25 protein-coding genes are annotated in these 20,587 nt (G+C 70.2%); 10 read left to right on the top strand and 15 right to left on the bottom strand.

Annotation, left to right across the window (positions count from 1 at the left end; genetic code table 11):
- Positions 1–32: 32 nt before the first annotated feature.
- Positions 33–1,109, top strand: coding sequence for a Glu/Leu/Phe/Val dehydrogenase dimerization domain-containing protein (locus MQH10_RS17005; RefSeq protein WP_242565246.1), 1,077 nt, complete (start codon positions 33–35; stop codon positions 1,107–1,109).
- 39 nt (positions 1,110–1,148) lie between these two features.
- Here the strand turns inward: MQH10_RS17005 and MQH10_RS17010 are convergent, their stop codons facing one another.
- The 5 genes from MQH10_RS17010 to MQH10_RS17030 form a co-directional block, all read right to left on the bottom strand.
- On the bottom strand, positions 1,149–2,513 hold the full coding sequence (locus MQH10_RS17010; RefSeq protein WP_242565206.1) for an MFS transporter: 1,365 nt from the start codon (positions 2,511–2,513) through the stop codon (positions 1,149–1,151).
- Between the two features lie 139 nt (positions 2,514–2,652).
- Positions 2,653–3,816, bottom strand: coding sequence for an MFS transporter (locus tag MQH10_RS17015; RefSeq protein WP_242565207.1), 1,164 nt, complete (start codon positions 3,814–3,816; stop codon positions 2,653–2,655).
- Positions 3,817–3,885: 69 nt separating this feature from the next.
- Complete coding sequence (locus MQH10_RS17020; protein WP_242565208.1) at positions 3,886–4,032, bottom strand: hypothetical protein; 147 nt, start codon at positions 4,030–4,032, stop codon at positions 3,886–3,888.
- Positions 4,033–4,061: 29 nt separating this feature from the next.
- Positions 4,062–4,940: a transglutaminase family protein gene (locus tag MQH10_RS17025; protein ID WP_242565209.1), complete on the bottom strand. Its 879-nt coding sequence runs from the start codon at positions 4,938–4,940 to the stop codon at positions 4,062–4,064.
- Positions 4,897–5,409 carry a PaaI family thioesterase gene (locus MQH10_RS17030; protein WP_242565210.1) on the bottom strand — a complete coding sequence of 171 codons (513 nt, stop codon included), beginning with the start codon at positions 5,407–5,409 and terminating at the stop codon, positions 4,897–4,899. The genes MQH10_RS17025 and MQH10_RS17030 overlap by 44 nt, the downstream gene beginning before the upstream one ends.
- Positions 5,410–5,482: 73 nt before the next feature.
- Between MQH10_RS17030 and MQH10_RS17035 the strand changes: the two genes are divergently transcribed.
- Positions 5,483–6,010 (top strand): TetR/AcrR family transcriptional regulator, encoded by a 528-nt coding sequence (locus tag MQH10_RS17035; RefSeq protein ID WP_242565211.1) that lies wholly within the window; start codon positions 5,483–5,485, stop codon positions 6,008–6,010.
- Here MQH10_RS17035 and MQH10_RS17040 read toward each other — a convergent pair.
- Entirely contained in the window at positions 6,007–6,558 is a 552-nt protein-coding gene (locus MQH10_RS17040) for a TetR/AcrR family transcriptional regulator (RefSeq protein ID WP_242565212.1), read from the bottom strand. The genes MQH10_RS17035 and MQH10_RS17040 overlap by 4 nt on opposite strands.
- Before the next feature lie 68 nt (positions 6,559–6,626).
- Here MQH10_RS17040 and MQH10_RS17045 point away from each other — a divergent pair, with 68 nt between their 5' ends.
- A complete protein-coding gene (locus MQH10_RS17045; RefSeq protein WP_242565213.1) occupies positions 6,627–7,457 on the top strand; it encodes an alpha/beta fold hydrolase in 831 nt (276 codons plus the stop codon).
- Here the strand turns inward: MQH10_RS17045 and MQH10_RS17050 are convergent.
- The 3 genes from MQH10_RS17050 to MQH10_RS17060 all read right to left on the bottom strand — a co-directional run bounded on the left by MQH10_RS17050 (position 7,454) and on the right by MQH10_RS17060 (position 10,466).
- The gene (locus MQH10_RS17050; RefSeq protein ID WP_242565214.1) at positions 7,454–8,104 is read right to left on the bottom strand and encodes a TetR/AcrR family transcriptional regulator; all 651 of its coding nucleotides are present in this window, start codon (positions 8,102–8,104) and stop codon (positions 7,454–7,456) included. The two genes, MQH10_RS17045 and MQH10_RS17050, sit on opposite strands and share 4 nt — an antisense overlap.
- A gap of 64 nt (positions 8,105–8,168) precedes the next feature.
- On the bottom strand, positions 8,169–9,365 hold the full coding sequence (locus MQH10_RS17055) for a vWA domain-containing protein (protein WP_242565215.1): 1,197 nt from the start codon (positions 9,363–9,365) through the stop codon (positions 8,169–8,171).
- A 108-nt stretch (positions 9,366–9,473) separates the two neighbouring features.
- The gene (locus MQH10_RS17060) at positions 9,474–10,466 is read right to left on the bottom strand and encodes an aldo/keto reductase (RefSeq protein WP_242565216.1); all 993 of its coding nucleotides are present in this window, start codon (positions 10,464–10,466) and stop codon (positions 9,474–9,476) included.
- Between the two features lie 96 nt (positions 10,467–10,562).
- Here MQH10_RS17060 and MQH10_RS17065 point away from each other — a divergent pair, with 96 nt between their 5' ends.
- Positions 10,563–11,453 carry a LysR family transcriptional regulator gene (locus tag MQH10_RS17065; RefSeq protein WP_242565217.1) on the top strand — a complete coding sequence of 297 codons (891 nt, stop codon included), beginning with the start codon at positions 10,563–10,565 and terminating at the stop codon, positions 11,451–11,453.
- On the opposite strand, the gene MQH10_RS17070 is transcribed toward MQH10_RS17065, so the two are convergent.
- On the bottom strand, positions 11,450–12,493 hold the full coding sequence (locus MQH10_RS17070) for an NAD(P)H-dependent flavin oxidoreductase (protein WP_242565218.1): 1,044 nt from the start codon (positions 12,491–12,493) through the stop codon (positions 11,450–11,452). The two genes, MQH10_RS17065 and MQH10_RS17070, sit on opposite strands and share 4 nt — an antisense overlap.
- Before the next feature lie 140 nt (positions 12,494–12,633).
- Here MQH10_RS17070 and MQH10_RS17075 point away from each other — a divergent pair, with 140 nt between their 5' ends.
- Entirely contained in the window at positions 12,634–13,131 is a 498-nt protein-coding gene (locus MQH10_RS17075) for an HtaA domain-containing protein (RefSeq protein ID WP_242565219.1), read from the top strand.
- Between the two features lie 7 nt (positions 13,132–13,138).
- Positions 13,139–13,669: a pantetheine-phosphate adenylyltransferase gene (coaD, locus tag MQH10_RS17080; RefSeq protein ID WP_242565220.1), complete on the top strand. Its 531-nt coding sequence runs from the start codon at positions 13,139–13,141 to the stop codon at positions 13,667–13,669.
- Here the strand turns inward: coaD and MQH10_RS17085 are convergent.
- Positions 13,666–14,064, bottom strand: a complete 399-nt coding sequence (locus MQH10_RS17085) for a hypothetical protein (protein ID WP_242565221.1) — start codon at positions 14,062–14,064, stop codon at positions 13,666–13,668. The two genes, coaD and MQH10_RS17085, sit on opposite strands and share 4 nt — an antisense overlap.
- A 56-nt stretch (positions 14,065–14,120) precedes the next feature.
- Entirely contained in the window at positions 14,121–15,605 is a 1,485-nt protein-coding gene (locus MQH10_RS17090; RefSeq protein ID WP_242565222.1) for a phospholipase D-like domain-containing protein, read from the bottom strand.
- Between the two features lie 141 nt (positions 15,606–15,746).
- Here MQH10_RS17090 and MQH10_RS17095 point away from each other — a divergent pair, with 141 nt between their 5' ends.
- Positions 15,747–15,896 carry a lmo0937 family membrane protein gene (locus tag MQH10_RS17095; RefSeq protein WP_242565223.1) on the top strand — a complete coding sequence of 50 codons (150 nt, stop codon included), beginning with the start codon at positions 15,747–15,749 and terminating at the stop codon, positions 15,894–15,896.
- A gap of 19 nt (positions 15,897–15,915) precedes the next feature.
- Here MQH10_RS17095 and MQH10_RS17100 read toward each other — a convergent pair whose 3' ends face one another.
- Positions 15,916–16,806 (bottom strand): LysR family transcriptional regulator, encoded by an 891-nt coding sequence (locus tag MQH10_RS17100; protein ID WP_242565224.1) that lies wholly within the window; start codon positions 16,804–16,806, stop codon positions 15,916–15,918.
- A gap of 123 nt (positions 16,807–16,929) precedes the next feature.
- On the opposite strand from MQH10_RS17100, the gene MQH10_RS17105 reads away from it, so the two are divergent.
- The gene (locus tag MQH10_RS17105) at positions 16,930–17,883 is read left to right on the top strand and encodes an MFS transporter (RefSeq protein ID WP_272886995.1); all 954 of its coding nucleotides are present in this window, start codon (positions 16,930–16,932) and stop codon (positions 17,881–17,883) included.
- On the top strand, positions 17,859–18,365 hold the full coding sequence (locus MQH10_RS26500) for an MFS transporter (protein ID WP_336605120.1): 507 nt from the start codon (positions 17,859–17,861) through the stop codon (positions 18,363–18,365). The genes MQH10_RS17105 and MQH10_RS26500 overlap by 25 nt, the downstream gene beginning before the upstream one ends.
- 11 nt (positions 18,366–18,376) lie before the next feature.
- On the opposite strand, the gene MQH10_RS17110 is transcribed toward MQH10_RS26500, so the two are convergent.
- The gene (locus MQH10_RS17110) at positions 18,377–18,880 is read right to left on the bottom strand and encodes a recombinase family protein (RefSeq protein WP_242565225.1); all 504 of its coding nucleotides are present in this window, start codon (positions 18,878–18,880) and stop codon (positions 18,377–18,379) included.
- A 161-nt stretch (positions 18,881–19,041) separates the two neighbouring features.
- A complete protein-coding gene (locus tag MQH10_RS17115; protein WP_242565226.1) occupies positions 19,042–19,575 on the bottom strand; it encodes a GNAT family N-acetyltransferase in 534 nt (177 codons plus the stop codon).
- A gap of 59 nt (positions 19,576–19,634) precedes the next feature.
- On the opposite strand from MQH10_RS17115, the gene MQH10_RS17120 reads away from it, so the two are divergent.
- On the top strand, positions 19,635–20,561 hold the full coding sequence (locus tag MQH10_RS17120) for a histone deacetylase family protein (protein ID WP_242565227.1): 927 nt from the start codon (positions 19,635–19,637) through the stop codon (positions 20,559–20,561).
- The last annotated feature ends 26 nt before the right edge of the window (positions 20,562–20,587 follow it).

The following is a 20,587-nucleotide window of genomic DNA, read 5'->3' on the forward strand; positions in this document are numbered from 1 at the left end:
AAACCGTTCCCTCATCCGAGCGTTTCATGAGCATGACCTTGTTCGATCATCCCGATTTCGCGGGACACGAAACCGTCCAGGCGGTCTTTGACGAAACGACCGGCCTGAAGGCGATCATCGCCGTCCATTCGACGGCCCGCGGCCCCGCCGCCGGCGGCTGCCGCATGTGGCCCTACGCCAGCGCCGACCTGGCGCTCACCGATGCGCTGCGGCTCTCGCGGGCGATGTCCTTCAAGAACGCCATGGCCGACATTCCGCTCGGCGGCGGCAAGGCCGTGATCCTCGGCGACGCCCGCAGCCAGAAGACGCCGGCCCTGTTCGAGGCCTTCGGCCGCGCGGTCGACGGCCTGGGCGGCCGTTATTGGACCGCCGAGGATGTCGGGGTTTCGCCCGCCGATCTCGCCCATGCCCGCCGCGCGACCTGCTTCGTCGCCGGCCTGGACGGCCACGCCGCCGCCTCCGGCGATCCCAGCCCGGTCACGGCCGAGGGCGTCTTCCGGGGCGTCCGTCTGGCGGTGCGCAAGGCGCTGGGCCGCGATCTCGACGGCGTGACCGTGGCCCTGCAGGGCGTCGGCCATGTGGGCGCCTATCTGGCCGACAAGCTCGCCGCCGCCGGCGCCAAGCTGATCATCACCGACGTCAACGCCGAAACCCTGAACCTGGTCGCCGACCGCACCGGCGCGCGCATCGTCGCCCCGGCCGAGATTTTCGACGTCGAGGCCGATGTCTTCGCCCCCTGCGCGCTCGGCGGGGCGATCAACGCCCAGACCCTGCCGCGGCTGAAGGCCAAGGTCATCGCCGGCGGCGCCAACAACCAGCTGGCGTCGGCAGACGTCGGCCGCGCGGTGTTCGAGGCCGGCCTGCTCTATGCGCCGGACTATGTGATCAACGGCGGCGGCATCATCAATGTGGCCGGCGAGATCCGCGCGCTGGACGCCGGCGAGGCCTTCGATCCGGCCTGGGTGGCCGCCAAGCTCGACCGCCTGACCGAAACCCTGGAAGAGGTGCTCGACCGCGCCGCCGCCGACCGCCGCCCCACCCACGAGGTCGCCGACGAAATGGCCCAGGCCCGCATCGCGGCGGCGAAGGCGCAGAAGCTGGCGGCGTAACTCGCTCAACGCCCTCCCCTGTAGGGGAGGGCCAATCCACTACATCGCCGCCAGGCGCGCGGTGCGCGGTTCCTTGACCATGGTGATCAGCACGGCCAGGCCGGCGACCAGGAATCCGATCGAGATCCCGAACACCGTGCCATAGCCCAGCTTGTCGGCGACGAAGCCGCCGATCAGCGGGCCGATCGAGGCGGTGATGCCCTCGGCGGTGGACGAAATGGCGATGCGCATCGGCATCTCGGCCCGGTTGCCGAACTCCAGGATCATGGTCTGGGCGGCCATCATGTAGCCGGACTGGGCCGCGCCCAGGCCGAAGAAGGCCAGGAACACCATGGCTGGCGCGTGCAGGGTCATCAGCAGGACCGTGGCGCCGATCCAGATGCCCAGCGAGACCAGCAGCACCAGGCGGAACCCGGTCTTGTCGCCCAGATAGCCCCAGACGATGTTCGACGCCGTGTCGGCGCCCAGGAAGGCGAGGCTGAGCGCGCCCAGGCCCAGGACCTGGGCCGCGAGCGGCAGGGAGGAGGTCACATAGATGGCGTAGAACGGCGCGGCGATCCGCGAGGCCGTGGCCAGCATCTGCACGATCAGGAAGGCCGCATAACCCGGGTCGGCCATGATCAGCTTGGGGAAGTCCTTCAGCCGGTCCTTGAAGGCCGTGCGCTCGGGCAGGTGCGGCGGCTCGGGTTCGCGCAGCAGGAACTGTAGCGCCCACAGGCCGGTGGTGGTCAGGAAGGCCGCCAGCATGAAGGTGGTCGAGTAGCCGTTCCCGAACAGGTTGGCCTTGATGATGTACTTGCCCGCCGCATAGGCCAGGACGGCTGCGATCGCACCCCCGGTGGCGTTGCGCCAGGCCTGTAGCCGGCCCCGTCGGCTCAAGGGGATCACCTTGGCCATCAGGAGGCCGAACACCACCCGCTGGGTGCCCATGAACAGGCCGAACAGGAACATCAGCACCAGCATGGCGATGACCAGGGGCTGGCCTTTCAGGAACCAGCCGGCGAGCGCCATGCCGACGATCTGCACGCGGGCGAGCCCGCCCATCCAGATGGCCGCCGGCATCACCTTCTTGCGATGTTCGATCTGGGTCGCGCCGAAGATCGGCGAGATCACGCTGCCCACCTGCTGCAGGGCCATGCCGAGGCCCACAATGGTGTTGGAGCCGGAAATCAGGTGCAGGTAGGCCGGCAGGAAGGTGGGCGCGTTCACCAGCCGGAAGCCGGTCATGCCCAGCATGCCGTGCAGATAGTTGCCGATATAGTTGCGTTTCAGATTGTCCCAGACGAAGCGCTCATAGGCCGCTTCCTTCTCGGCCATGGTCTCGGGACCGGCGGGACCCTTGACGAACTGCACGTCCTCGGTGGGCGCGCCCTGGGCGGTCTCAGGCTCTGGAATCTTGTCCATGTTTTTTATGCGCCCGCACGCTGAGGCGGAAAATGTCCGCGCGGGCCCTCCCTCAAGGTAACCACTAAATTCAATGCGTCCGGTCTAGCAGAGTCCGGACAGGGGGGAACCCCCTACCCCGGGGGCGGGAGGTCGCGGATCAGGCCGCGGGCCGGCGCATCACCATCAGGGCGGCGAAGGCGATCAGGGCTGCGCCGGCCAGCACCTCGAGCGCCAGGTTCGCCGAGCGGGCCATCAGCAGGGAGAGCAGGAAGGGCGAGGCGGCCTGGGTCAGGCGGTTGGGAATGTTCAGCAGCCCGAGCCTGCGGCCATAGCCGGCCTCGCCGAACAGGGCGAGCGGCAGAGTCCCGCGGACGATGGTGAACAGGCCGTTGCCCGCCCCGTAGAGGATCGTGAACGGCGCGGCGGCCGCGCCGCCGACCAGGATCAGCAGGGTTGCGCCGATCGGGAACAGCGACACCGCCACCCGCCCGGAGATCAGCGGATGGACGCGCCGGACCAGCACGAACTCCGCGATCCGCGCGGCGACCTGGGAGGGCCCCACCAGGGCCGCGGCGGCGACTGCGGCGGCGGCGCTCGCCCCCGTCGCCATGAGCAGCGGCGGCAGGTGGGCGGAGATCGCCGAGCCGATGCCGCCGAGGATGGCGAAGGCGACGCCCATCAGCACCATGCGCCAGACGTCGTCAGGACTGTCCTGAATGGGCGTTGCCGCCGGCGCCTCGCCGGCCGGCCTGGGCTTGGCCCCGCCGCGCGGCAGGCTGAGATGCAGGGGCAGGGCGACCAGGGCGTTGGCGGCCGCCCAGAACAGGCAGGCGCCCCGCCAGCCGACCTGATGCTCCAGCCACGCGGTCAGGGGCCAGCCGATGGTGCTGGCGAAGCCTGCGATCAGGGTGACGCCGGTGATCCCCCGGCGCGCATCGGCGCCGAACCATCCGACCAGGCCGGCGAAGGCGATGTCATAGAGGCCAGCGCCCATGGCCAGGCCCATCACCGCCCAGCCGGCGACCATCTGCCAGGGGTGCTGGGCGACGGCTAGCAGGGTCAGGCCGAGCGCAAACAGGGCGCTGCCCGCGACGAGGGGCCCGCGTCCGCCGCGCGCGTCGACCAGCCGTCCCAGGCGCGGTCCGAACACCGCCTGAAGCAGCAGCGCGCCGGAGAAGGTCAGGAACACGGTGGACTCCGAGACCCCTACCGCCTGGGCCATCGGGCGCGCCAGACTGGCCGGCAGATAGGTGCTGCCCGCATAGCCGATGGTCTGGCTGATCCCCACCGTGGCCACGGCGCGGCGCAGGCTGAAGGTCATGGCGCGCCGCTCCCTGTCTCGCTGCGGCAAGTTTAGGGAGAGTCGCGGGGCTGTCCGCGCCTGCGGACGTCAGTGCGCCGGGCGGGGCTGGAATGATCGCGGTTCGGGCGGTGATTTCAGCTTCAGGTCGGCTTTCTGGCCGTGCTGCGGCGCGGGCGCGGTCTTGGGGACGACGAAGCCGCGCATCGGGTCTTGCTGCTGGAGGCCACGGGTCATGGTCATATCCTCCTCGTGCGCAGTATCGCTCAGGCGGCCTGGGAGATTGTGGCGTCGGCGCGCACATCTACGTGAATCGTCAGCTGGGCCGCGCCGGGGAAGCCCTTAATGGTTCCACTGATCGGCGAGGCCTCCGCGGGCGTGCGGCTGATCGCCACCGGGATCAGTTCAGAGGACTCCGCCAGGCCGTTGGTCGGGTCGAACTCCATCCAACCCAGTTCCGGCAGGAACACCTCGCACCAGGCGTGGGTGGCGCCGGCGCCGCGACGTTCGGCGGCCTGGGGCGAGTAGAGATAGCCGGTCACGAAGCGTGCGGCGTAGCCCAGCCGGCGCAGCAGCTCGACCATCATCCAGGCCAGGTCGCGGCAGGCGCCGGAGCGAACCGACATGGTGTAGGCGGGGTCCTGGACCCCTTCCTCATAGCGCTCGCGATAGCTGAAGCCGAAGTGGATGGCGTTGTTCAGGCGCAGCAGGAAATCCAGCACCGGCTCATAGGCGCCGCCGGCCTGGCGTCTCAGCCAGTCGAGCAGCAGGCCGTCGGGGTCCTCGGTCGCGGGCGAGATGAACGGGTCGAGCACCGCCCGGTCGGCGCGGTCATAGACGATCGGCGTCGAGGTGTGCGGATTGCTCACCGCCAGGGGGGCGAGCGGGGCGGGATATCGCTCGATCTTCAGCTCGCTGATGATGGTCAGCTCGTCCGACGATCCGGCCGGATGGAACAGGCAGACGCAATTGCCCAGCGCGTCATAGACCCACCGCGTCGCCCCGGCGGGCGAGAAGGTGAGCGCCGCGTCCAGGATGCGGATGGCGTGGCTGTCGCGCGGCCGCACCAGCAGGCGGTGCGGGCCGAAGCTCACCGGTCGCTCATAGCGATAGCGGGTCTCGTGTCGGATGATCAGCCGGGTCATGCGCGGTCAGAACGGCGCCCGACGCGGTTCGTTCCGGCGCGAGGGCGGTGTTGGGCGTCAGGACCTGCTGGGCCGAGGCCTTGGCGATCAGCTCACCGTCGGGCCGGCGGAAGTCGGCCTCGACCGAGATCAGCTGCTTGGTCTGGGCCAGCACCCGGGCCTCGATCTCCAGGGGATGGGCGCGGCCGACCCGGAAGAACTGGATCTGCAACTGGGTGGTGCGGAAGTAGGCGGTGTCGGGAACCACGGTCATGGTGGCGAAGGCGAGGACCTGATCGGCCAGGGCGGCGAGATAGCCGCCGAACAGAGAGCCGTCTCCGTTCAGCACCTCCGGGCGCGGCGTCCAGCCCTTGCGGACCCAGCCAGGCCCCCAGGCCTCGACCACGCCCAGGCCCAGGGTGGTCACCACCGGCGGCAGCTCCACGCCGCCCGCGATCAGTCCGTCCAGTCGATCCGTGGCCCAGGTCATCACCATTCCTCCATTTGACCGGGCAAGCCTGGCCCGGCCTGATGGGGATCGTTACTCGCGTTGGAGACGCCGCATGGCTGTTCGCCCCAAGACCCGAAGGACCCCGGTGCAATCGCGCGCCAAGGCCGCCTGCGCGGCGATCTTCGAGGCGACAACTCGCATTCTGGAGACGGAGGGCGAGGCGGCGCTCAACACCAACCGCATCGCCGAGCTGGCCGGGGTGAGCATCGGCACCCTCTACCAGTACTTCCCCGACAAGCGCGCCATCCTGCTGGCCATGGCCCGCGAGGAGCGGGAGGCCTGGCAGGCCCGGGCGCGGGCGGCGATCAAGGAGGAGGGCGCCTCGCCCCTGCGCGCCCACATCCGCGCCCTGATCCACGGTTTCGCCGGTCGACCGGTCACCCGGCGCGTGACGCTCAAGGTCATTCTGGAAGACGAGTCCCCGCGCCAGGTGGCCCCCGCCATCGACCGCTCGATCGAGGACTTCGTGCGCACGCGAGCCATGTTCGGGGTCGTGCGCGCCGCGGTGCTGGAGGACTACCCCCTGCTGCACCACCCGGCTTTCGAGAACGCCCTGGTCCGGATGGTCGAGGGCGCCTAGTCGGCGGCGCCCCGGAGCTCCGCCAGCAGGGCGGCCAGCCTCTGGCGCGCGGCGGTCTCGCTGAGCCCCATGTCCAGAAACTCCCCCTCGGCCAGGGCGTCGGACAGCCGTTCCAGCTCCAGCAGGGTGGTGGCCACCGTCTCGGCGGACAGGGCGCCGTTGCGCCAGGCCCGGATCGCCTCGACCTGACGCAGGCGGCTCTGCGCTCGGGCGGCGCGGACCTGCGGGTCCTCCAGCGACAGCCGCCTCAGGCTGCGGCGGAACATCAGCGACTTGCGATGGTGGGCGACGGCGGCCTCGGCCACGTCGGCTTCGCCCGCGCCCTGGCGGCGCAGGCTGCGCATCAGCTCGGCCTCCTCGTCCTCCCACGCCCGATAGACGGCGATGAAGATCTCGGTCTTGTCCTTGAACCAGCGATAGAAGGTCTGGGGCGCGAAGCCCGCGCGCCGCGCGATGCGGTTCGTGTCGGTGCCCCCGAACCCCTGCTCGCCAAACTCCGCCGCCGCCGCCGCGATCAGCTTCTCGCGCGTGTCGCCTCTGGCCGTCATGCCGCCTCCTTGACACGGAAGTGATATCGATATCACTAGTGATATGCAAATCACTTGAAGGCTGAGCCATGTCCAGGCGCGAGGCGACGGGAGTTCCGGCGGGATCGGCGGAGATCGAGGTGGACGGCGTGCGGCTCGCCGTCGCGCGGGAGGGGCGGGGGCGGCCGGTGATCTGCCTGCACGCCATCGCCCACGGCGGGGGCGACTTCGCGCCCCTGGCCGCGCGGATCAAAGACCGCTTCGAGGTGATCCGGCTGGACTGGCCGGGCCATGGCCGGTCGGGCGAAGATCGCGAGGGCCCGTCGCCCGAGCGCTACGCCCAGCTGCTGGCCGGCCTGGTCGCGCGGCTCGGGCTGGATCGGCCGATCCTGATCGGCTGCTCAATCGGCGGGGCGGCGGCGATCCTCTACGCCCGCGACCACCCGGTCGCCGGTCTGGTCCTGTGCGATCCCGGCGGCCTGGTCGAGGTCGACGCGACGGTGACGCGGTTCTGCAGGTTGTTCGCCAGTGTCTTTGCGGCTGGGGAGCGGGGCGCCTGGTGGTTCGGAGCGGTCTATGCCGCCTACTACCGCTGGCTCGTGCTCCCGGTCCGAGCGGCGCGCGACCAAAGGCGCCGCATCGTCGCGGCGGGCCGGGAGATGGCGGGCCAGTTGCGCCAGGCCTGGGAAGGGTTCGGACGTCCGGCCGCCGACATCCGCGCGGTCGCCCAGGGTCTCGATGTCCCGGTCTGGTTCGCCTGGGCGCGCGATGACCGGGTGATCCCGCTCAGCCGGTGTCGGCCGGCCATTGACGGCATGAAGCAGGCGAACGTGACGGTGTTCCCCGGCGGGCACGCCGCCTTCCTAGAACAGCCGGACGATTTCGCCGCGGGCTTCGCGGCGTTCGCAGCGGACCTCTAGGCCAGGAACCCGGCCTCGGCGAAGTCGAGCATGCGCTTCAGGAGGCCCTCGGTGTCGCTCTCTCGCGTCAGGCCGGCCGACAGCACGTGCAGGCGGTCGAACTCGGCGAAGCGGTTGTTGTGCACCATGCCCAGGCAGAAATGCAGCCGCCAATAGACGGTCTCGCGCGGCAGGTCGGGGCGGGCGGCGATCAGGGCGTCGGCGAAGCGGGCCAGGTGGCTGACGTCGCTGGTCAGGGCCTCGCGCATCTCCTCCGTGCCCTCGCTGCGCGAGCGGATGATGAACTGCACCGAGATGCGGCGGTCGGAATTGACCGAGCCCCAGCGCAGGGGCGGGGCGAACAGGGCCTCGAGGATCTCGCGCACCGGCGGCTTGCCGGCGTGGCGATCATTGGCCTCGTGCAGCATCCGCGCCCGCTCGCGGTTCAGCTCCGCCGTGCGCCGGCGGAAGATCTCGAACAGCAGGGCGTCCTTGGAGCCGAAGTGATAGTTCACCGAGGCCAGATTGACCCCGGCCTCGGCCGTGATGTCGCGCACCGAGACGTTCTGGAACCCGTGCAGGGCGAACAGGCGTTCGGCGGCGCAGAACACGGCGGCCTTGGTGGCCGCCTCGTTCGTCTCCTCGATCGGCGCGGCGGGGTCAGTCACAATCGAATCCTTCAAGCGACGGAAAAGTCTAGGTCTCCCCCGTCGCTACGCAACATTCATGCCGTCAACGGGACAGTTGACGCATGGCCTTGTCGAGTCCCTCGATGGTCAGGGGGAACATCCGGTCGCCGACCAGCTGGCGCATCACCTCGATGGAAGGGGTGTAGTCCCAGTGGCGCTCGGCGGTGGGGTTCAGCCACACCACGTTCTCGAAGATCTGAGTGACCCGGTCCATCCAGATGGCCCCGGCCTCCTCGTTCCAATGCTCCACCGAGCCGCCCGGATAGGTGATCTCATAGGGGCTCATGGTGGCGTCGCCGACGAAGATCACCTTGTATTCGTGGCTGAACTTGTGGAGCACGTCCCAGGTGTTCAGCTTCTCGGCATGGCGACGGCGGTTGTCCTTCCACACGCTCTCATAGAGGCAGTTGTGGAAGTAGTAGAACTCCATGTTCTTGAACTCGGTCCGCGCGGCCGAGAACAGCTCCTCGCAGACCTTGATGTGGCTGTCCATCGAGCCACCGATGTCGAAGAAGATCAGCACGCTGATCTTGTTTCGGCGCTCGGGGCGCATATTGATGTCGAGATAGCCCTTCTCCGCCGTGCCGCGGATCGTGGCGTTCATGTCCAGTTCGTCGGCCGACCCGTCGCGGACCCATTTGCGCAGGCGGCGTAGCGCCACCTTGATGTTGCGGGTGCCGAGCTCGACCGAGTCGTCCAGGTTCTTGTACTCGCGCTTGTCCCAGACCTTGATCGCCTTGCCGTGGCGGCCCTTGTCCTGGCCCATGCGCACGCCTTCGGGGTGATAGCCGTTGGCGCCGAAGGGCGAGTCGCCGGTCGGGCCCTTGCCGTTCTTGCCGGCGCCCTTGCCGTCGCCGTCCCCGTCGCCCTCTTCCTGCTGCTGCTTCATGCGCTCGGCGAGCGCTTCCATCAGCTTGTCGAAGCCGCCCATGGCCTCGATCTGGGCCTTTTCCTCATCGGTCAGGAACTGGTCCGACAGCTTCTTCAGCCACTCGGCCGGGATGTCGGAGACCCCCATGCCCTCAAGCTTCTCAAGGCCCTTGAACACGTGGCCGAACACCTGGTCGAACTTGTCGAGGTTCTTCTCGTCCTTGATCAGGGCGGCGCGGGACAGGAAGTAGAAGTCCTCGACGCTGCGATCGATCACCGCCTTGTCGAGCGCCTCCATGAGCATGAGGTACTCTTTCAGCGACACCGGGATCTTGGCGTCGCGGAGTTCGGTGAAGAAACGCATGAACATGGGCAGGCTTCCCCAATGGCGGGACGAACATCTGTTTGACTGGGAAGGATGGGGCCGCGAGGGCCCCATGTCCAGTGCGTCCGTTGCGTCTTGCCTGAGTGCGGGGTGTCAGCGCTCGCTGTCCAGGCTCGCCATCTGGGCCGGGGCGTAGCGCGCGCCGGCGGCGGCGCCCTTCGGCGCGGCGGCCTCGATGGCGGCCAGATCCGTCGGCGACAGGTCCAGCGCCAGCGCCCCCAGCGACTCGGCCAGGCGATCGCGTCGACGCGCGCCGATCAGCGGCACGATGTCGTCGCCCTGAGCCAGCACCCAGGCCACGGCGATCTGGGCGACGGTGACGCCGCGGGCGCTGGCCACGGCGCGCAGCGCCTCCACCAGCGCCAGGTTGGCCTCCAGGTTCTCGCCCTGGAAGCGCGGGGTGTGGCCGCGGATGTCGCCGGCCGAGAGCTGGCGATTGGTCCAGTGCCCGCTGATCAGGCCCCGGGCCAGGACGCCATAGGCGGTGACGGCGATCCCCAGCTCCCGGCAGGTCGGCAGGATGGCGTCCTCTATGCCGCGCGCGATGATCGAGTACTCGATCTGCAGGTCGGCGATGGGATGAACCGCGGCGGCGCGACGAATGGTCTGGGCGCCCACCTCGGACAGGCCGATGTGGCGGACATAGCCGGCCTGCACCAGCTCGGCGATGGCGCCGATCGTGTCCTCGATCGGCACGTTGGGATCCAGGCGGGCCGGGCGATAGACGTCGATATGGTCGACGCCCAGGCGCTTGAGACTGTAGGCGCAGGCGGTCTTCACGGCGCGGGGGCTGGCGTCATAGCCGATCCACTGGCTGTCCGGTCCGCGCTGGGCGCCGAACTTCACACTGATCAGCAGGTCGTCGCGGCGATGGCGCTTCAGGGCCTCGCCGATCAGCATCTCGTTGTGGCCCATGCCGTAGAAGTCGCCGGTGTCGAGCAGGGTGATCCCGGCCTCGACGGCGGCGTCGAGGGTGGCGATGGATTCCGCGCGGTCCGCCGGGCCGTACATGTCCGACATGCCCATGCAGCCCAAGCCGACGATGGAGGTTGCGGGGCCGGTCTTACCGAGTGTGGTCTTTTGCATGGCGTCTCTCCGAAGGGGGTGTGGCCCCCTTATGCGCCCCTGAGGTTCATGCGATAATCCGCATTGTGTTGAACGAACTGTTCGTAAAATAGAACAATGAGAGCGCCGGACCTGGACGACCTCGCCGCCTTCGCCGCCATCGCCCGGCGGCGAAGCTTCCGTGCGGCGGCGGTGGAGCGGGGCGTGTCGGTCTCCACCCTCAGCCAGACCCTGCGCGATCTTGAGGCCCGGCTCGACCTTCGGCTCATCAACCGCACCACCCGCAGCGTGGCCCTGACCGAGGCGGGCGCGCGCCTGCTGGAGCGGATCACCCCGGCGCTCGCCGATATCAGCCGGGCGGTGGAGGAGACCCTGACCGAGGCCGGGGAGGCGACGGGCCGCCTGCGCATCAATGCGCCCGAGCCGGCCATCGAGCTGACCCTGGCCCCGATGATCGCCCCGTTCCTGGCCGCCAATCCCCGCGTGGAGCTGGAGATCCGGGCCGAGACCGCCTTGGTGGACATCGTGGCCGAGGGGTTCGACGCCGGCGTCCGTTGGGGGGAGAGCCTGGCCAAGGACATGATCGCCGTGCCGATCAGCGGCCCGCAGCGCTATGTGGTGATCGCCGCGCCTGAGCTGCTGGCCCGGGTCGGGACGCCGTCCCACCCTCGCGACCTGCTGGCTGCGCCCTGCATCCGCACCCGCTTCGCCAGCGGCCTGACTCCGGCCTGGGAGTTCGAGCGGGGCGGGGAGACGGTCAGGATCGAGCCCTCCGGCCCGCTGGTGGGCGCCAGCGCCCACAGCCTGATCCGCGCCTGCTGCGACGGGGTCGGCTTCTACACCACCTTTGAGGACTTCGCCCGGCCGCACCTGCAGGCCGGCCGCCTGGTCACCGTGCTGGACGACTGGTGCGAGCCCTTCCCGGGACCCTTCCTCTACTATCCCAGCCGCCGCCACATGCCGGGACCATTGCGGGCCTTCGTCGACTTCGCCCGCTGGCGGGGTTAGGCGGCCTCGGCGACCAGGGTCCTGACCATGTCACCCGCCGGCGCCTCGCGGGCCAGGGGCGAGCCCTGGCCGGCCCAGTGGGCGGCGAAGCCGTGGTCGCCGCGGGCCTTGGCCGCCGCGTGCAGCGCTTTGCCGGCGTCATAGGCAACCGGGTAGGCCGGGACCGGACCGCCCTCGAACCGCGCCAGCCGGTTGGCGATGCCCCGCGCCGGACGGCCCGAGATGGCCGAGGTGAACCGGGTGTCGCGGGCCTGGTCGCTCTTGAGGACCGCGCGATAGGCCGCGTCCGCCGCGGATTCCGGGCACAGGACGAAGGCGGTGCCCAGCTGGGCCGCCGCCGCCCCGAGGGTCAGGGCCGCCTTGATCTCGCGGCCCTGCATGATCCCGCCCGCCGCCACCACCGGCAGGCGGGTGCGCTGGACCAGCTGGCTGACCAATACCGGCATGGAGAGCGCGGGGTCGTGAGCCTCGGGATCGAACACCCCGCGATGGCCGCCGGCCTCGGTCCCCTGGGCGACGATCACCTCGACGCCCGCGGCCTCGATGGCCTGGGCCTCCTGGGGATTGGTCGCCGTGGCCATGGTCCCGATCCCGGCCGCGCGGAAGGCGGCGATCCAGTCGCGGGGCGGCAAACCGAAGTGGAAGCTGACCACCGGGGGCGCCGTCGCCAGCAGCATGCGGAACGCCGCCTCGTCCTCCACGAAGCTGCGATAGATCTCCTGCAGATCGGTCGGCGGCGCGGCGTCGAATTCGCTGAAGAACGGACGCAGCTGGTCGATCCAGCCGGCCTCGACGGCGGCGTCGCGCCGGGCCGGCGCATGGCAGAACATGTTGACCGAGAACAGGCCCGAGGTCTTGGCGCGGGTCTCCTCGATCATCTGGCGCGCCGCCTCGACCGAGGCCGCCCCGATGCCAAGCGAGCCCATCCCGCCGGCATTGGCCACCGCCGCCGCGAGCGCCGGGGTCGACACCCCGGCCATGGGCGCCTGGATGACGGGGTGGGCCAGGCCGAACAGCCGGGCGGGATCAAACAGCGACATGCGATCGGCTCCTCAGGGCGCGCTCAGGCACAAGTGAGGGGCGCCGCGCCCCGCGCAAGGCCCGCCCGCGCAAAAGCCCCGTGATCCCTCCGCCCAGGGCTGCTAGGTCGTAGATGCGGTTCGCGCCACGGAGATGACGAATGACCGAGACCCCCCAGCCCGTCCAGATCGCCGCCCTCGCCTGGGGCGTGAAGCAGAGCTTCCGCAGCTATGTGGAGGCGACCGGCGGGACCATCGAGGTCGGGGCCGAGGCGACGCGCGCCGAGGACGGAGGCTTCGTCTTCCAGGCCGCGCCGGACAGCGACCTCAGCCTCGCCGCCGACGGGACTCTGCAGGGCGTCGGCAAGTTCCTGGGCGAGGTGAAGTTCGATTCCCACGGGGGCATGCTCAAGGTGTTCCTGGCCGACCCGATCCTGGAGGTTCGCGAGAGCGGCGCCGTGCTGACCGTGGCCGACACGCCCAAGCGCAACTACCGCGTCGAGGTCGCGACCCTCGACCTCGCCGCCCTCGTCCGAGAGGACGCCGGGGCGGTGGTCGCCCCCGCGGCGCTCGCCATGTTCGGCATCCAGTGGCTGGGCGACCACTACCCGCTGAAGACCCCCCTCGATCCGGTCCGTCTCACGCCGGCCGCGGCTTAGGACGGCCATGCGCAAGACCGGCAAGACCACCGCGCTCTATGCGGGCTCGTTCGACCCCATCACCCGCGGCCACCTCGATATCATCGGCAAGGCGCTGATGACCTTCGACACGGTCCATGTCGCCATCGGCGCCAATCCGAAGAAGCAGCGCGCCTTCAGCGTGGCCGAAAGCCAGCAGCTGATCACCGGCTCGATCCTGGAGCAGTGGCCCGACGCCAAGGGCGCGGACGACCGGCTGTTCGAGGGCGCGCTCATCGTCAGCCAGTATGTCGACCAGGGCCTGATCGCCTACGCCCGCAGCATCGGGGCGACCCACATCGTCCGCGGCCTGCGCGAGGCCAGCGACTTCCACGACGAATTCAACATCCATGGCGTCGCCGCCCGCATCGACCCTTCGATCTCCATGGTCCACTTCATCTGCGAAGCGCCCTTCCTGCACGTCTCCTCCAGCACCGCCAAGGAACTGGCGGCGGTGGGAGAAGACATCGGCTGGCTGGTGATGCCCTGCGTGGAGCAGGCCTTCGCGGCGCGGCGCTAGCGAGGGGCCGGATCAGGACCGGGCTTCGGGGTGCGATAGATGGCGTTGTCGATCCGGCCCTGGTCGTCGACGTGGAACGCCCACTCCAGCACGCCCTTTTCGAACACCGTGCGATAGAGCTCCACCCCCCGCGGGTCGGTGGAGTTCAGGGTGACGGACCGCAGGGGCCCCAGGGCGGTCAGTTCCGATTGCGCCACGCCGGCCTGGGCCCGCACCGCGTCCGCCAGGCCGGGCGACAGGGTCCCATAGGCGATGTGACCCTCGGCGGCGTCCTGGATCAGCTGGCGCAGCATCTGGGCGTGATCCGCCGCCGCTGCGGCGGGCGGGGCGCCAAGGCTTAGGACCAAGGCCGACACGAGGCCCGCCAGGGCGCCCGCCTGTTTGATCCGCAGCATCTTTCGTCCTCCGAGCGTGTGGCTCAGAGAGAAGATTACATTTGTAAATTATTAGATCAAGCCCGGTCCCGGCCGCGCAGGATCGCCCGGCCCTTGCGGTTGGCGGTCTCCGCCAGGCCGCGCCGTTTCCAGGGCCGCCAGCTGTCCCCGGGCCCATAGGGATCGCCCAGGTGGTAGGCGGCGATCACCTCGGCCAAGGGGTTGGTGGGCGTCACCTCGATGGGGCGCAGCCGGACGTAGCCGGCCATGCGCAGGGCCTCGAGCCCGGCGCCGACCCCGCGGGCCTTGCGGACCGCCTCATCCACCACCGCGTCGGCGCACCCCAGCCAGTGGGCGAGCAGCCGGGTGCGCAGGCGCAGGATCTCGGCCCGGTTGCCCGTCCCCGGCCGTCCGGTCGCCTCGAAGCTCATGTCGCACTCGGTGTCGAAGCCCATGGAGCGGTTGTTGATATTGGCCGACCCGATCCGCAGCAGCCGGTCGTCGATGATGGTCAGCTTGGCGTGGACGATGATCGTCCGGCCCTGGGTCGTCACAGGGCTGTAGGCTCTGAGCCGGCCATGCTTGTCGGCCCGCTGCAGCCGCTTCAGGAACCGCAGTCGGGTGCGGTCCATGGTGATCTGGTCGAAATAGCTGGGGGAATGCTCGGTGGAGATCAGCACCACCTCCGGCCCGTCGGGCTCGGCCAGCCGCTGGGCGAGGGCCGCGGCGATCAGCGGCGAGGTGAAGTACTGGTTCTCCATATAGATGCACCGCCGGGCGTCGGCGATGCTCTCCAGGTGCAGGCGCTCGACCTCCCGCACCTCGGGATATCGCCGCCAGACCCCGTGGGTCCGCGACAGGCCGACGGTCACATCCTGGAACCCCGCCTTGACCGAGGCCGGCCAGCGCGGGCGCACGGGCGGCGTCGGCTCCAGGGTCTCGCCCGTCGCCCGCGCCCAGCGCTCGCGGAACAGCTCGCCCAGCATGCGGGCCGCGGGTCCCTCGACCACGCCCATCACCTCGTGGCGGCTGTCGAAGCACTTGTTGTCGCGCCGGGTCTTTTCGCGGCGGGGATCGTCGTCCAGGTGCAGGGCGGTGTCCCAGCGGTCGGGGCCGATGTCGCCGCCGCCGCAGAAGCCCACGGCGTCGTCGACGATGATCATCTTCTGGTGATGGCAGGCGCCGAGTGGCAGCTTGCCGTCCAGCACGAACCGGACCTTGCTGTGGGCGAAGTCGGCTCGGTCGACGAGGGGGAAGAAGTGCTGGGTCGCGGCCACCGGCATGGCCGACTTCCAGCACAGGATGCGCACGTCCAACTCGGGATTGTCGTTCGCCATCCGCTTCAGGAAATTGGCGATGCGGTCGCCGGGCGGCCCGCCGCCCCCAGGCTTGGGATGGAACAGGGTGTCGGGTTCGAAGGCCCAGTTCAGCAGGTGGATGGAGCGCCTGGCCTGGCTCATGGCCAGCATGGCGGCGTCGAAATAGTCGGCCATGTCGATCAGCAGGGCCGCGCGGGACGAGGTCTCGCGCCGCCAGCAGGTCGTTTCAGGTTCAAGCAGCATGCGCGGGCCCCGGCGAAGCCCGCCTAACGGTCAAGGTCGCCGGGCGTTCCCGCCGTCCGCCGGGCGGCCGCGCCCGGAACCCGGGCCTGACCGGCGCATTGGGAGGAGGACCACCTTAAGGCCAAGCCCACGGAGACCCCCATGTTTGCGACCATCGCCGCCGTCCTCGTCGTCCTCTGGCTCCTGGGCTTCCTCGCCTTCCACGTCACCGCCGGCTTCATCCACCTGCTGCTCGTGCTCGCCGTCGTGATGATCGTGCTGCACTTCGTCCGCGGCGGCCGAGCGGTCTAGAGCGGCCCAGGCCAGGCAGCTATCTGGCGGCGCAGACCTTTCGCACCAGGCCGCGAAGCCATTGGTGCGCGGGGTCGCCGTCCATCCGCGGATGCCAGAGCAGCGACACCGTGAACCGGGGCAGGTCCACGGGCAGCGAAAAGGTCGCCATGCCGACCCGCAGGGCGGCGGTATGCCGCTCCGGCACGGTGGCGATCAGGTCTGAGGCGCGGGCCAGGGCGAGGGCGGCCGAGAATCCGCTGACCTCGCTGACGATGGCGCGGGTCACGCCCGCCGGGGCGAGCCAGTCGTCGATCTGCGCCTTTTCCGAGCCTTGCAGCACGACATGCACATGGACGCCCGCGCCATAGGCCTCGGCGCTCACCGGCCCCGCGCTCAGCGGGTGGCATGAGCGCACCACGCCCACATAGCCGTCCTCGAACAGGCTTTGCGCCCGCACCTCCGGGCCGATGGTCCGCTCGACGACCCCTGTCTCCAGGTCAACGCTGCCGTCGCGCAGGGGGGCGCTGTCCTTGTCGGTCTTAGTGAGAAACCTCAGCCGCACGCCGGGCGCCTGCGCCCGCACCACCGCCACGAGCTTGGCGCCGAAATTCTCCACGAACCCCTCGCGGGCCCGCAGGGTGAAGGTGCGATCCAGGCGCGACAGATCCACTCCCGCTACGGGGCGCAGCATCGCCTCGGCCTCCTGCACCACCGCGCCGACCTGCTCCCGCAGGGCCAGGGCCCGCGGTGTCGGCACGAGGCCGCGGCCGGCCCGGACCAGCAGGGCGTCTCCCGTGGACTCGCGCAGTCTCGACAGGGTCCGGCTCATCGCGGACGGGCTGAGCCGGAGCCGCTTGGCCGCGCGGGCCACGCTGCCCTCGGCCAGCAGGACATCCAGGGCGACGAGCAGATTGAGGTCGGGGATCATGTCCCCTGACTAGCACGGATCCGACCATATGTGGCGTCAGACGCACGAGCGGAGTGCAAACCCTGAGTGTTCCGCCGCATCCCCGGCGGGGCTATCTCCGGCCTCTCATCCAGGAGGCAAGCCATGATGAAGATCGTCGGGGACAAGGGTCCCTCTCTGTCGCCGGGAATCGGCCCCCGAGGCGCCCCGGTGAGCACTCGCCCGATCCTGGCGGTGGCCGCCGTCCTGGCCGCCACGGTGCTGGTCGTCCTCGACGCGTCGATCGTCAATGTGGCCCTGCCGACCCTGGCCCAGGCCCTGAGCGTCAGTCCGGCCAACGCCGTCCTCGTCATGACGGCCTACCAGCTCGCCCTGGTGATGGCCCTGCTGCCGTGCGCAGCCCTGGGCGAGAGCCTCGGCTTCCGCAAGGTGTTCACGGCGGGGATCGCGCTGTTCACAGGCGCCTCGTTGCTGTGCGCCCTGGCGCCGTCGCTTCCCTGGCTGGTGGCCGCCCGTTTCGCCCAGGGTCTGGGCGGCGCGGCGGTGATGGCCCTGGGGGTGGCCTTGATGCGCCAGGTGGTGGCCCCGCAATCCCTGGGCGCGGCCATTGGCTGGAACGCTCTGGCGGTGGCCCTGGCCTCGGCGGCGGGGCCCACGCTCGGGGCGCTCATCCTGTCCGGAGCCGGGTGGCCCTGGTTGTTCGCGGTCAATCTGCCGGTCGGTCTGGGCGCCCTGGCGGCGGCCCGCGCCTTGCCGGACCGGGCGGGTTCCGGTCGCGCCGTCGACCGGGTCAGCGTCGCTCTCAACGCAGGCGCCTTCGCCGGCCTCGTGGCGGCCGCGGACCTGTCGCGCCACCAGCCGGGCGTGGCGATCGGCCTGGCGTTCGCCGCGGTCGTCCTCCTGGCCGCCCTGGTGCGCCGCGAGGCGCCCAAGGCCGAGCCGCTCATCCCCCTCGACCTCCTGCGGCGGGGGCCGTTCCGCGTCTCGGTCATCGCCTCGGTGTGCTGCTTCACGGGTCAGGGGGCTGCGCTGCTCGCCCTTCCGTTCCTGCTTCGGCGGGAATTCGGCCAAGGGTGGCCGCCACCGGGCTCTATATGACGCCCTGGCCCCTGACGGTCGCCGTCGCCGCGCAGGCGTCGGGGTGGCTGTCCGATCGGGTCTCCACCGCCTGGCTCTGCGTCGCGGGCGGCGTCTCCATGGCGGCCGGCCTGGCCGGCGCCGCCATCTGCCCCGCCGCCGAAGGTCCCATGGCGCTCTTGCCCTTGGTCATGCTGTGCGGCCTGGGGTTCGGCCTCTTCCAGACGCCCAACAACCGCAACATGTTCCTCGCCGCCCCACCGGAGCGCAGCGGCGCGGCGGGCGGGCTTCAGGGCACGGCGCGCCTGACGGGTCAGACGGCGGGCGCGGTGGTGATGACGCTGCTGTTCGGCGCAGCCTCCATGGATGTCGCGCCGAGGCTGGGGCTGGGGCTCGCCGCGGGGCTCGCCCTGGCCGCCGGGCTGGTCAGCCTGCTGAGGACCGCCGGGACCGGTTCATCGAATGCGCAGACCTTGGCGCCCAGTTCGACCCCCGCAGGCTAGCCGGACCGGACCTAGGCTTCGACGCCGCCCTTCAGCTTGCGCCAGACCGTCATGCGGCTGACGCCCAGGCGTCGCGCGATCTCCACCGGGCCGACGCCGGCGGCCTGCAGGGCGCGGATCTCGTCGGCGGCCGGGGGGCCGCGGCGCTGCTTGCGGTTGGTCCAGATCGGCTCCACGGCCATGACCGCGTTCAGCGCCGCGCGCAGGGCGCGGCCGCCCAGGCCCTGGCTGGAGATCTCCTGCTCGGCGACGAACAGGCTCGCCCCGCGGTCCTCCAGCCGGTCGATGATGTCGAGCGCCGCCCGCGTCGAGCCGCCCAGCTGCTCCAGACGCGTCACGACCAGCTGGTCGCCCGCGCCGATGAAATCCAGGATCGAGTTCAGCACCTCGGACTCGTCGTCCATCGGGCCCATGGGCTCCTCGGCCCGGACCACGTGACACCCGATCGCTTTCAACTTCGCCGTATCGTCCGCCGAGCGCTGGTCGCGCAGCCGGACATAACCGATCTTCAACATCCCACCCGTCGCCCGATAGCTGCCGCGATGATTGCGCGCAAATTCGCAAAAGCGAGCGCCCAGGTCAAAGCGTCTCGTATTAAATCCCGGCAATATTTCACCGTTATCCAGGCCAAATGCGCCCGGCGCCTGCAAAACTATCAGCCGGACTGATGGGTTTGTTAGAAAACCTGTGCGCGAGGCCGCTTGAGGATAAATTCTCGGTCCACGGTCCCGCCGACCTCGAAACCGTATTCCCCGACCTTCTCGAACCCATGACGGGCGTAGAAGCGCTGAGCCCCGAGATTTTCCGACCACACCCCGATCCACAGGTCGCGCGGGCCGGGGGCTTCCAGCCAGGCCATGATCTCGCGCCACAGCCGCCCGCCGGTCCCGCCGTTCTGGTGCGATTTCAGCAGATAGAACCGGTCGAGCTCCCCGCAGTCGGGCGTCACGTCCGGGTGGGGCAGCTTGCAGGGGCCGGCCAGGGCGTGGCCCACGACCTCGCCGTCGGCCGTCTCCACGATCCAGGCCGCCTTGGCGGGATTGGCGAGGTCGGCGCGGGTCTTCTCGATCCCGTAGGACGCGGCCAGGAACGCCGCGAGATCCTCCGGCGGATAAAGGTGGGCGAAGGTCTCGGTGAAGGTGCGGGCGCCGATTTCGGCGAGGGCCTCTGCGTCGGCGGGGACAGCGCGGCGAATGATCAGGTCTGACATCGTGTTCGGCGGGTTTCGGGTTAGGCTGGAAATCTGTCGGGGTTCAGTCTGGGATTCGGATGACGGTCGCCCTCTATACCCATGCGGACATGCTCGACCACCGTCCCGGCGCCTTCCATGTGGAGCGGCCGGAGCGGCTGAAGGCCGTGCTCGACGCCCTGGCCGACGCGTCTGACCTGAAGCTCGAGGCGCGCGACGCCCCGATGATCGCCCAGGCGGCGCTGAGCCAGGTGCACAATCCGGCCTATATCGAGGCGGTGTTCGACGCCGCCCCGGCGGAGGGCCTGCTGATGCTCGACGCCGACACCTTCATGTCGCCGGGCAGCCTGGTCGCCGCGCGCCGCGCCGCCGGCGCCGTGGTCCAGGCGGTGCGCGACGTCGCGGCGGGGCAGGGGGCGCGGGCCTTCTGCGCGGTGCGCCCGCCCGGCCACCACGCCGAGCCGAACATTCCCATGGGCTTCTGCATCTTCTCCAATGTGGCGCTCGCCGCCCGGGCGGCGCAGGACGCAGGCCTGGCCCGGGTCGCGGTGGTCGATTTCGACGTCCACCACGGCAATGGCACCCAGGCCGCGCTCGGCGGGCGCGAGGGGCTGTTCTTCGCCTCGGTCCAGCAGTGGCCGATGTGGCCGGGCACCGGCCACCCGTCAGAGACCGTTCCGGACAATATCGTCAACGCCGTCGCCCCGCCCGACGCCCCGCGCGAGGTATGGCGCCACGCCTTCGAGGGGCTGATGAGCCATGTCGACGCCTTCCGGCCTGACCTGATCCTGGTCTCGGCCGGCTTCGACGCCCACGCCCGTGATCCGGTGGGCGACGCCGCCCAGAACCTGGAGGCCGAGGATTTCGCCTGGGCCACCCGCGCCATCGCCGAGGTCGCGCGCCGCCACGCCCAGGGCCGCATCGTCTCGTCCCTTGAGGGCGGCTACGGCTTGGAGGCGCTGGGCCAGTCGGCGCTCGCCCACGTCCGGGCCCTCGCCGAGCCCTGATCCCGCCGACGTGATGACCGTGGCCC

Origin of the sequence: Phenylobacterium aquaticum (assembly GCF_022695515.1) — a bacterium.
GTDB lineage: Bacteria > Pseudomonadota > Alphaproteobacteria > Caulobacterales > Caulobacteraceae > Phenylobacterium > Phenylobacterium aquaticum.

Excerpts from the sequence above, each read along its gene's own strand:
- coaD (WP_242565220.1), top strand. The coding sequence starts at position 13,139 with ATGCGCAAGACCGGCAAGACCACCGCGCTCTATGCGGGCTCGTTCGAC.
- MQH10_RS17005 (WP_242565246.1), top strand. The coding sequence starts at position 33 with ATGACCTTGTTCGATCATCCCGATTTCGCGGGACACGAAACCGTCCAG.
- MQH10_RS17120 (WP_242565227.1), top strand. The coding sequence starts at position 19,635 with ATGACGGTCGCCCTCTATACCCATGCGGACATGCTCGACCACCGTCCC.
- MQH10_RS17010 (WP_242565206.1), bottom strand. The coding sequence starts at position 2,513 with ATGGACAAGATTCCAGAGCCTGAGACCGCCCAGGGCGCGCCCACCGAG.
- MQH10_RS17110 (WP_242565225.1), bottom strand. The coding sequence starts at position 18,880 with ATGTTGAAGATCGGTTATGTCCGGCTGCGCGACCAGCGCTCGGCGGAC.
- MQH10_RS17085 (WP_242565221.1), bottom strand. The coding sequence starts at position 14,064 with ATGCTGCGGATCAAACAGGCGGGCGCCCTGGCGGGCCTCGTGTCGGCC.
- MQH10_RS17090 (WP_242565222.1), bottom strand. The coding sequence starts at position 15,605 with ATGCTGCTTGAACCTGAAACGACCTGCTGGCGGCGCGAGACCTCGTCC.
- MQH10_RS17045 (WP_242565213.1), top strand. The coding sequence starts at position 6,627 with ATGTCCAGGCGCGAGGCGACGGGAGTTCCGGCGGGATCGGCGGAGATC.
- MQH10_RS17035 (WP_242565211.1), top strand. The coding sequence starts at position 5,483 with ATGGCTGTTCGCCCCAAGACCCGAAGGACCCCGGTGCAATCGCGCGCC.
- MQH10_RS17055 (WP_242565215.1), bottom strand. The coding sequence starts at position 9,365 with ATGTTCATGCGTTTCTTCACCGAACTCCGCGACGCCAAGATCCCGGTG.
- MQH10_RS17020 (WP_242565208.1), bottom strand. The coding sequence starts at position 4,032 with ATGACCCGTGGCCTCCAGCAGCAAGACCCGATGCGCGGCTTCGTCGTC.
- MQH10_RS17015 (WP_242565207.1), bottom strand. The coding sequence starts at position 3,816 with ATGACCTTCAGCCTGCGCCGCGCCGTGGCCACGGTGGGGATCAGCCAG.
- MQH10_RS17070 (WP_242565218.1), bottom strand. The coding sequence starts at position 12,493 with ATGTCGCTGTTTGATCCCGCCCGGCTGTTCGGCCTGGCCCACCCCGTC.
- MQH10_RS17065 (WP_242565217.1), top strand. The coding sequence starts at position 10,563 with ATGAGAGCGCCGGACCTGGACGACCTCGCCGCCTTCGCCGCCATCGCC.
- MQH10_RS17030 (WP_242565210.1), bottom strand. The coding sequence starts at position 5,409 with ATGACCTGGGCCACGGATCGACTGGACGGACTGATCGCGGGCGGCGTG.
- MQH10_RS17025 (WP_242565209.1), bottom strand. The coding sequence starts at position 4,940 with ATGACCCGGCTGATCATCCGACACGAGACCCGCTATCGCTATGAGCGA.
- MQH10_RS17105 (WP_272886995.1), top strand. The coding sequence starts at position 16,930 with ATGATGAAGATCGTCGGGGACAAGGGTCCCTCTCTGTCGCCGGGAATC.
- MQH10_RS17075 (WP_242565219.1), top strand. The coding sequence starts at position 12,634 with ATGACCGAGACCCCCCAGCCCGTCCAGATCGCCGCCCTCGCCTGGGGC.
- MQH10_RS17115 (WP_242565226.1), bottom strand. The coding sequence starts at position 19,575 with ATGTCAGACCTGATCATTCGCCGCGCTGTCCCCGCCGACGCAGAGGCC.
- MQH10_RS17040 (WP_242565212.1), bottom strand. The coding sequence starts at position 6,558 with ATGACGGCCAGAGGCGACACGCGCGAGAAGCTGATCGCGGCGGCGGCG.
- MQH10_RS17100 (WP_242565224.1), bottom strand. The coding sequence starts at position 16,806 with ATGATCCCCGACCTCAATCTGCTCGTCGCCCTGGATGTCCTGCTGGCC.
- MQH10_RS17060 (WP_242565216.1), bottom strand. The coding sequence starts at position 10,466 with ATGCAAAAGACCACACTCGGTAAGACCGGCCCCGCAACCTCCATCGTC.
- MQH10_RS17095 (WP_242565223.1), top strand. The coding sequence starts at position 15,747 with ATGTTTGCGACCATCGCCGCCGTCCTCGTCGTCCTCTGGCTCCTGGGC.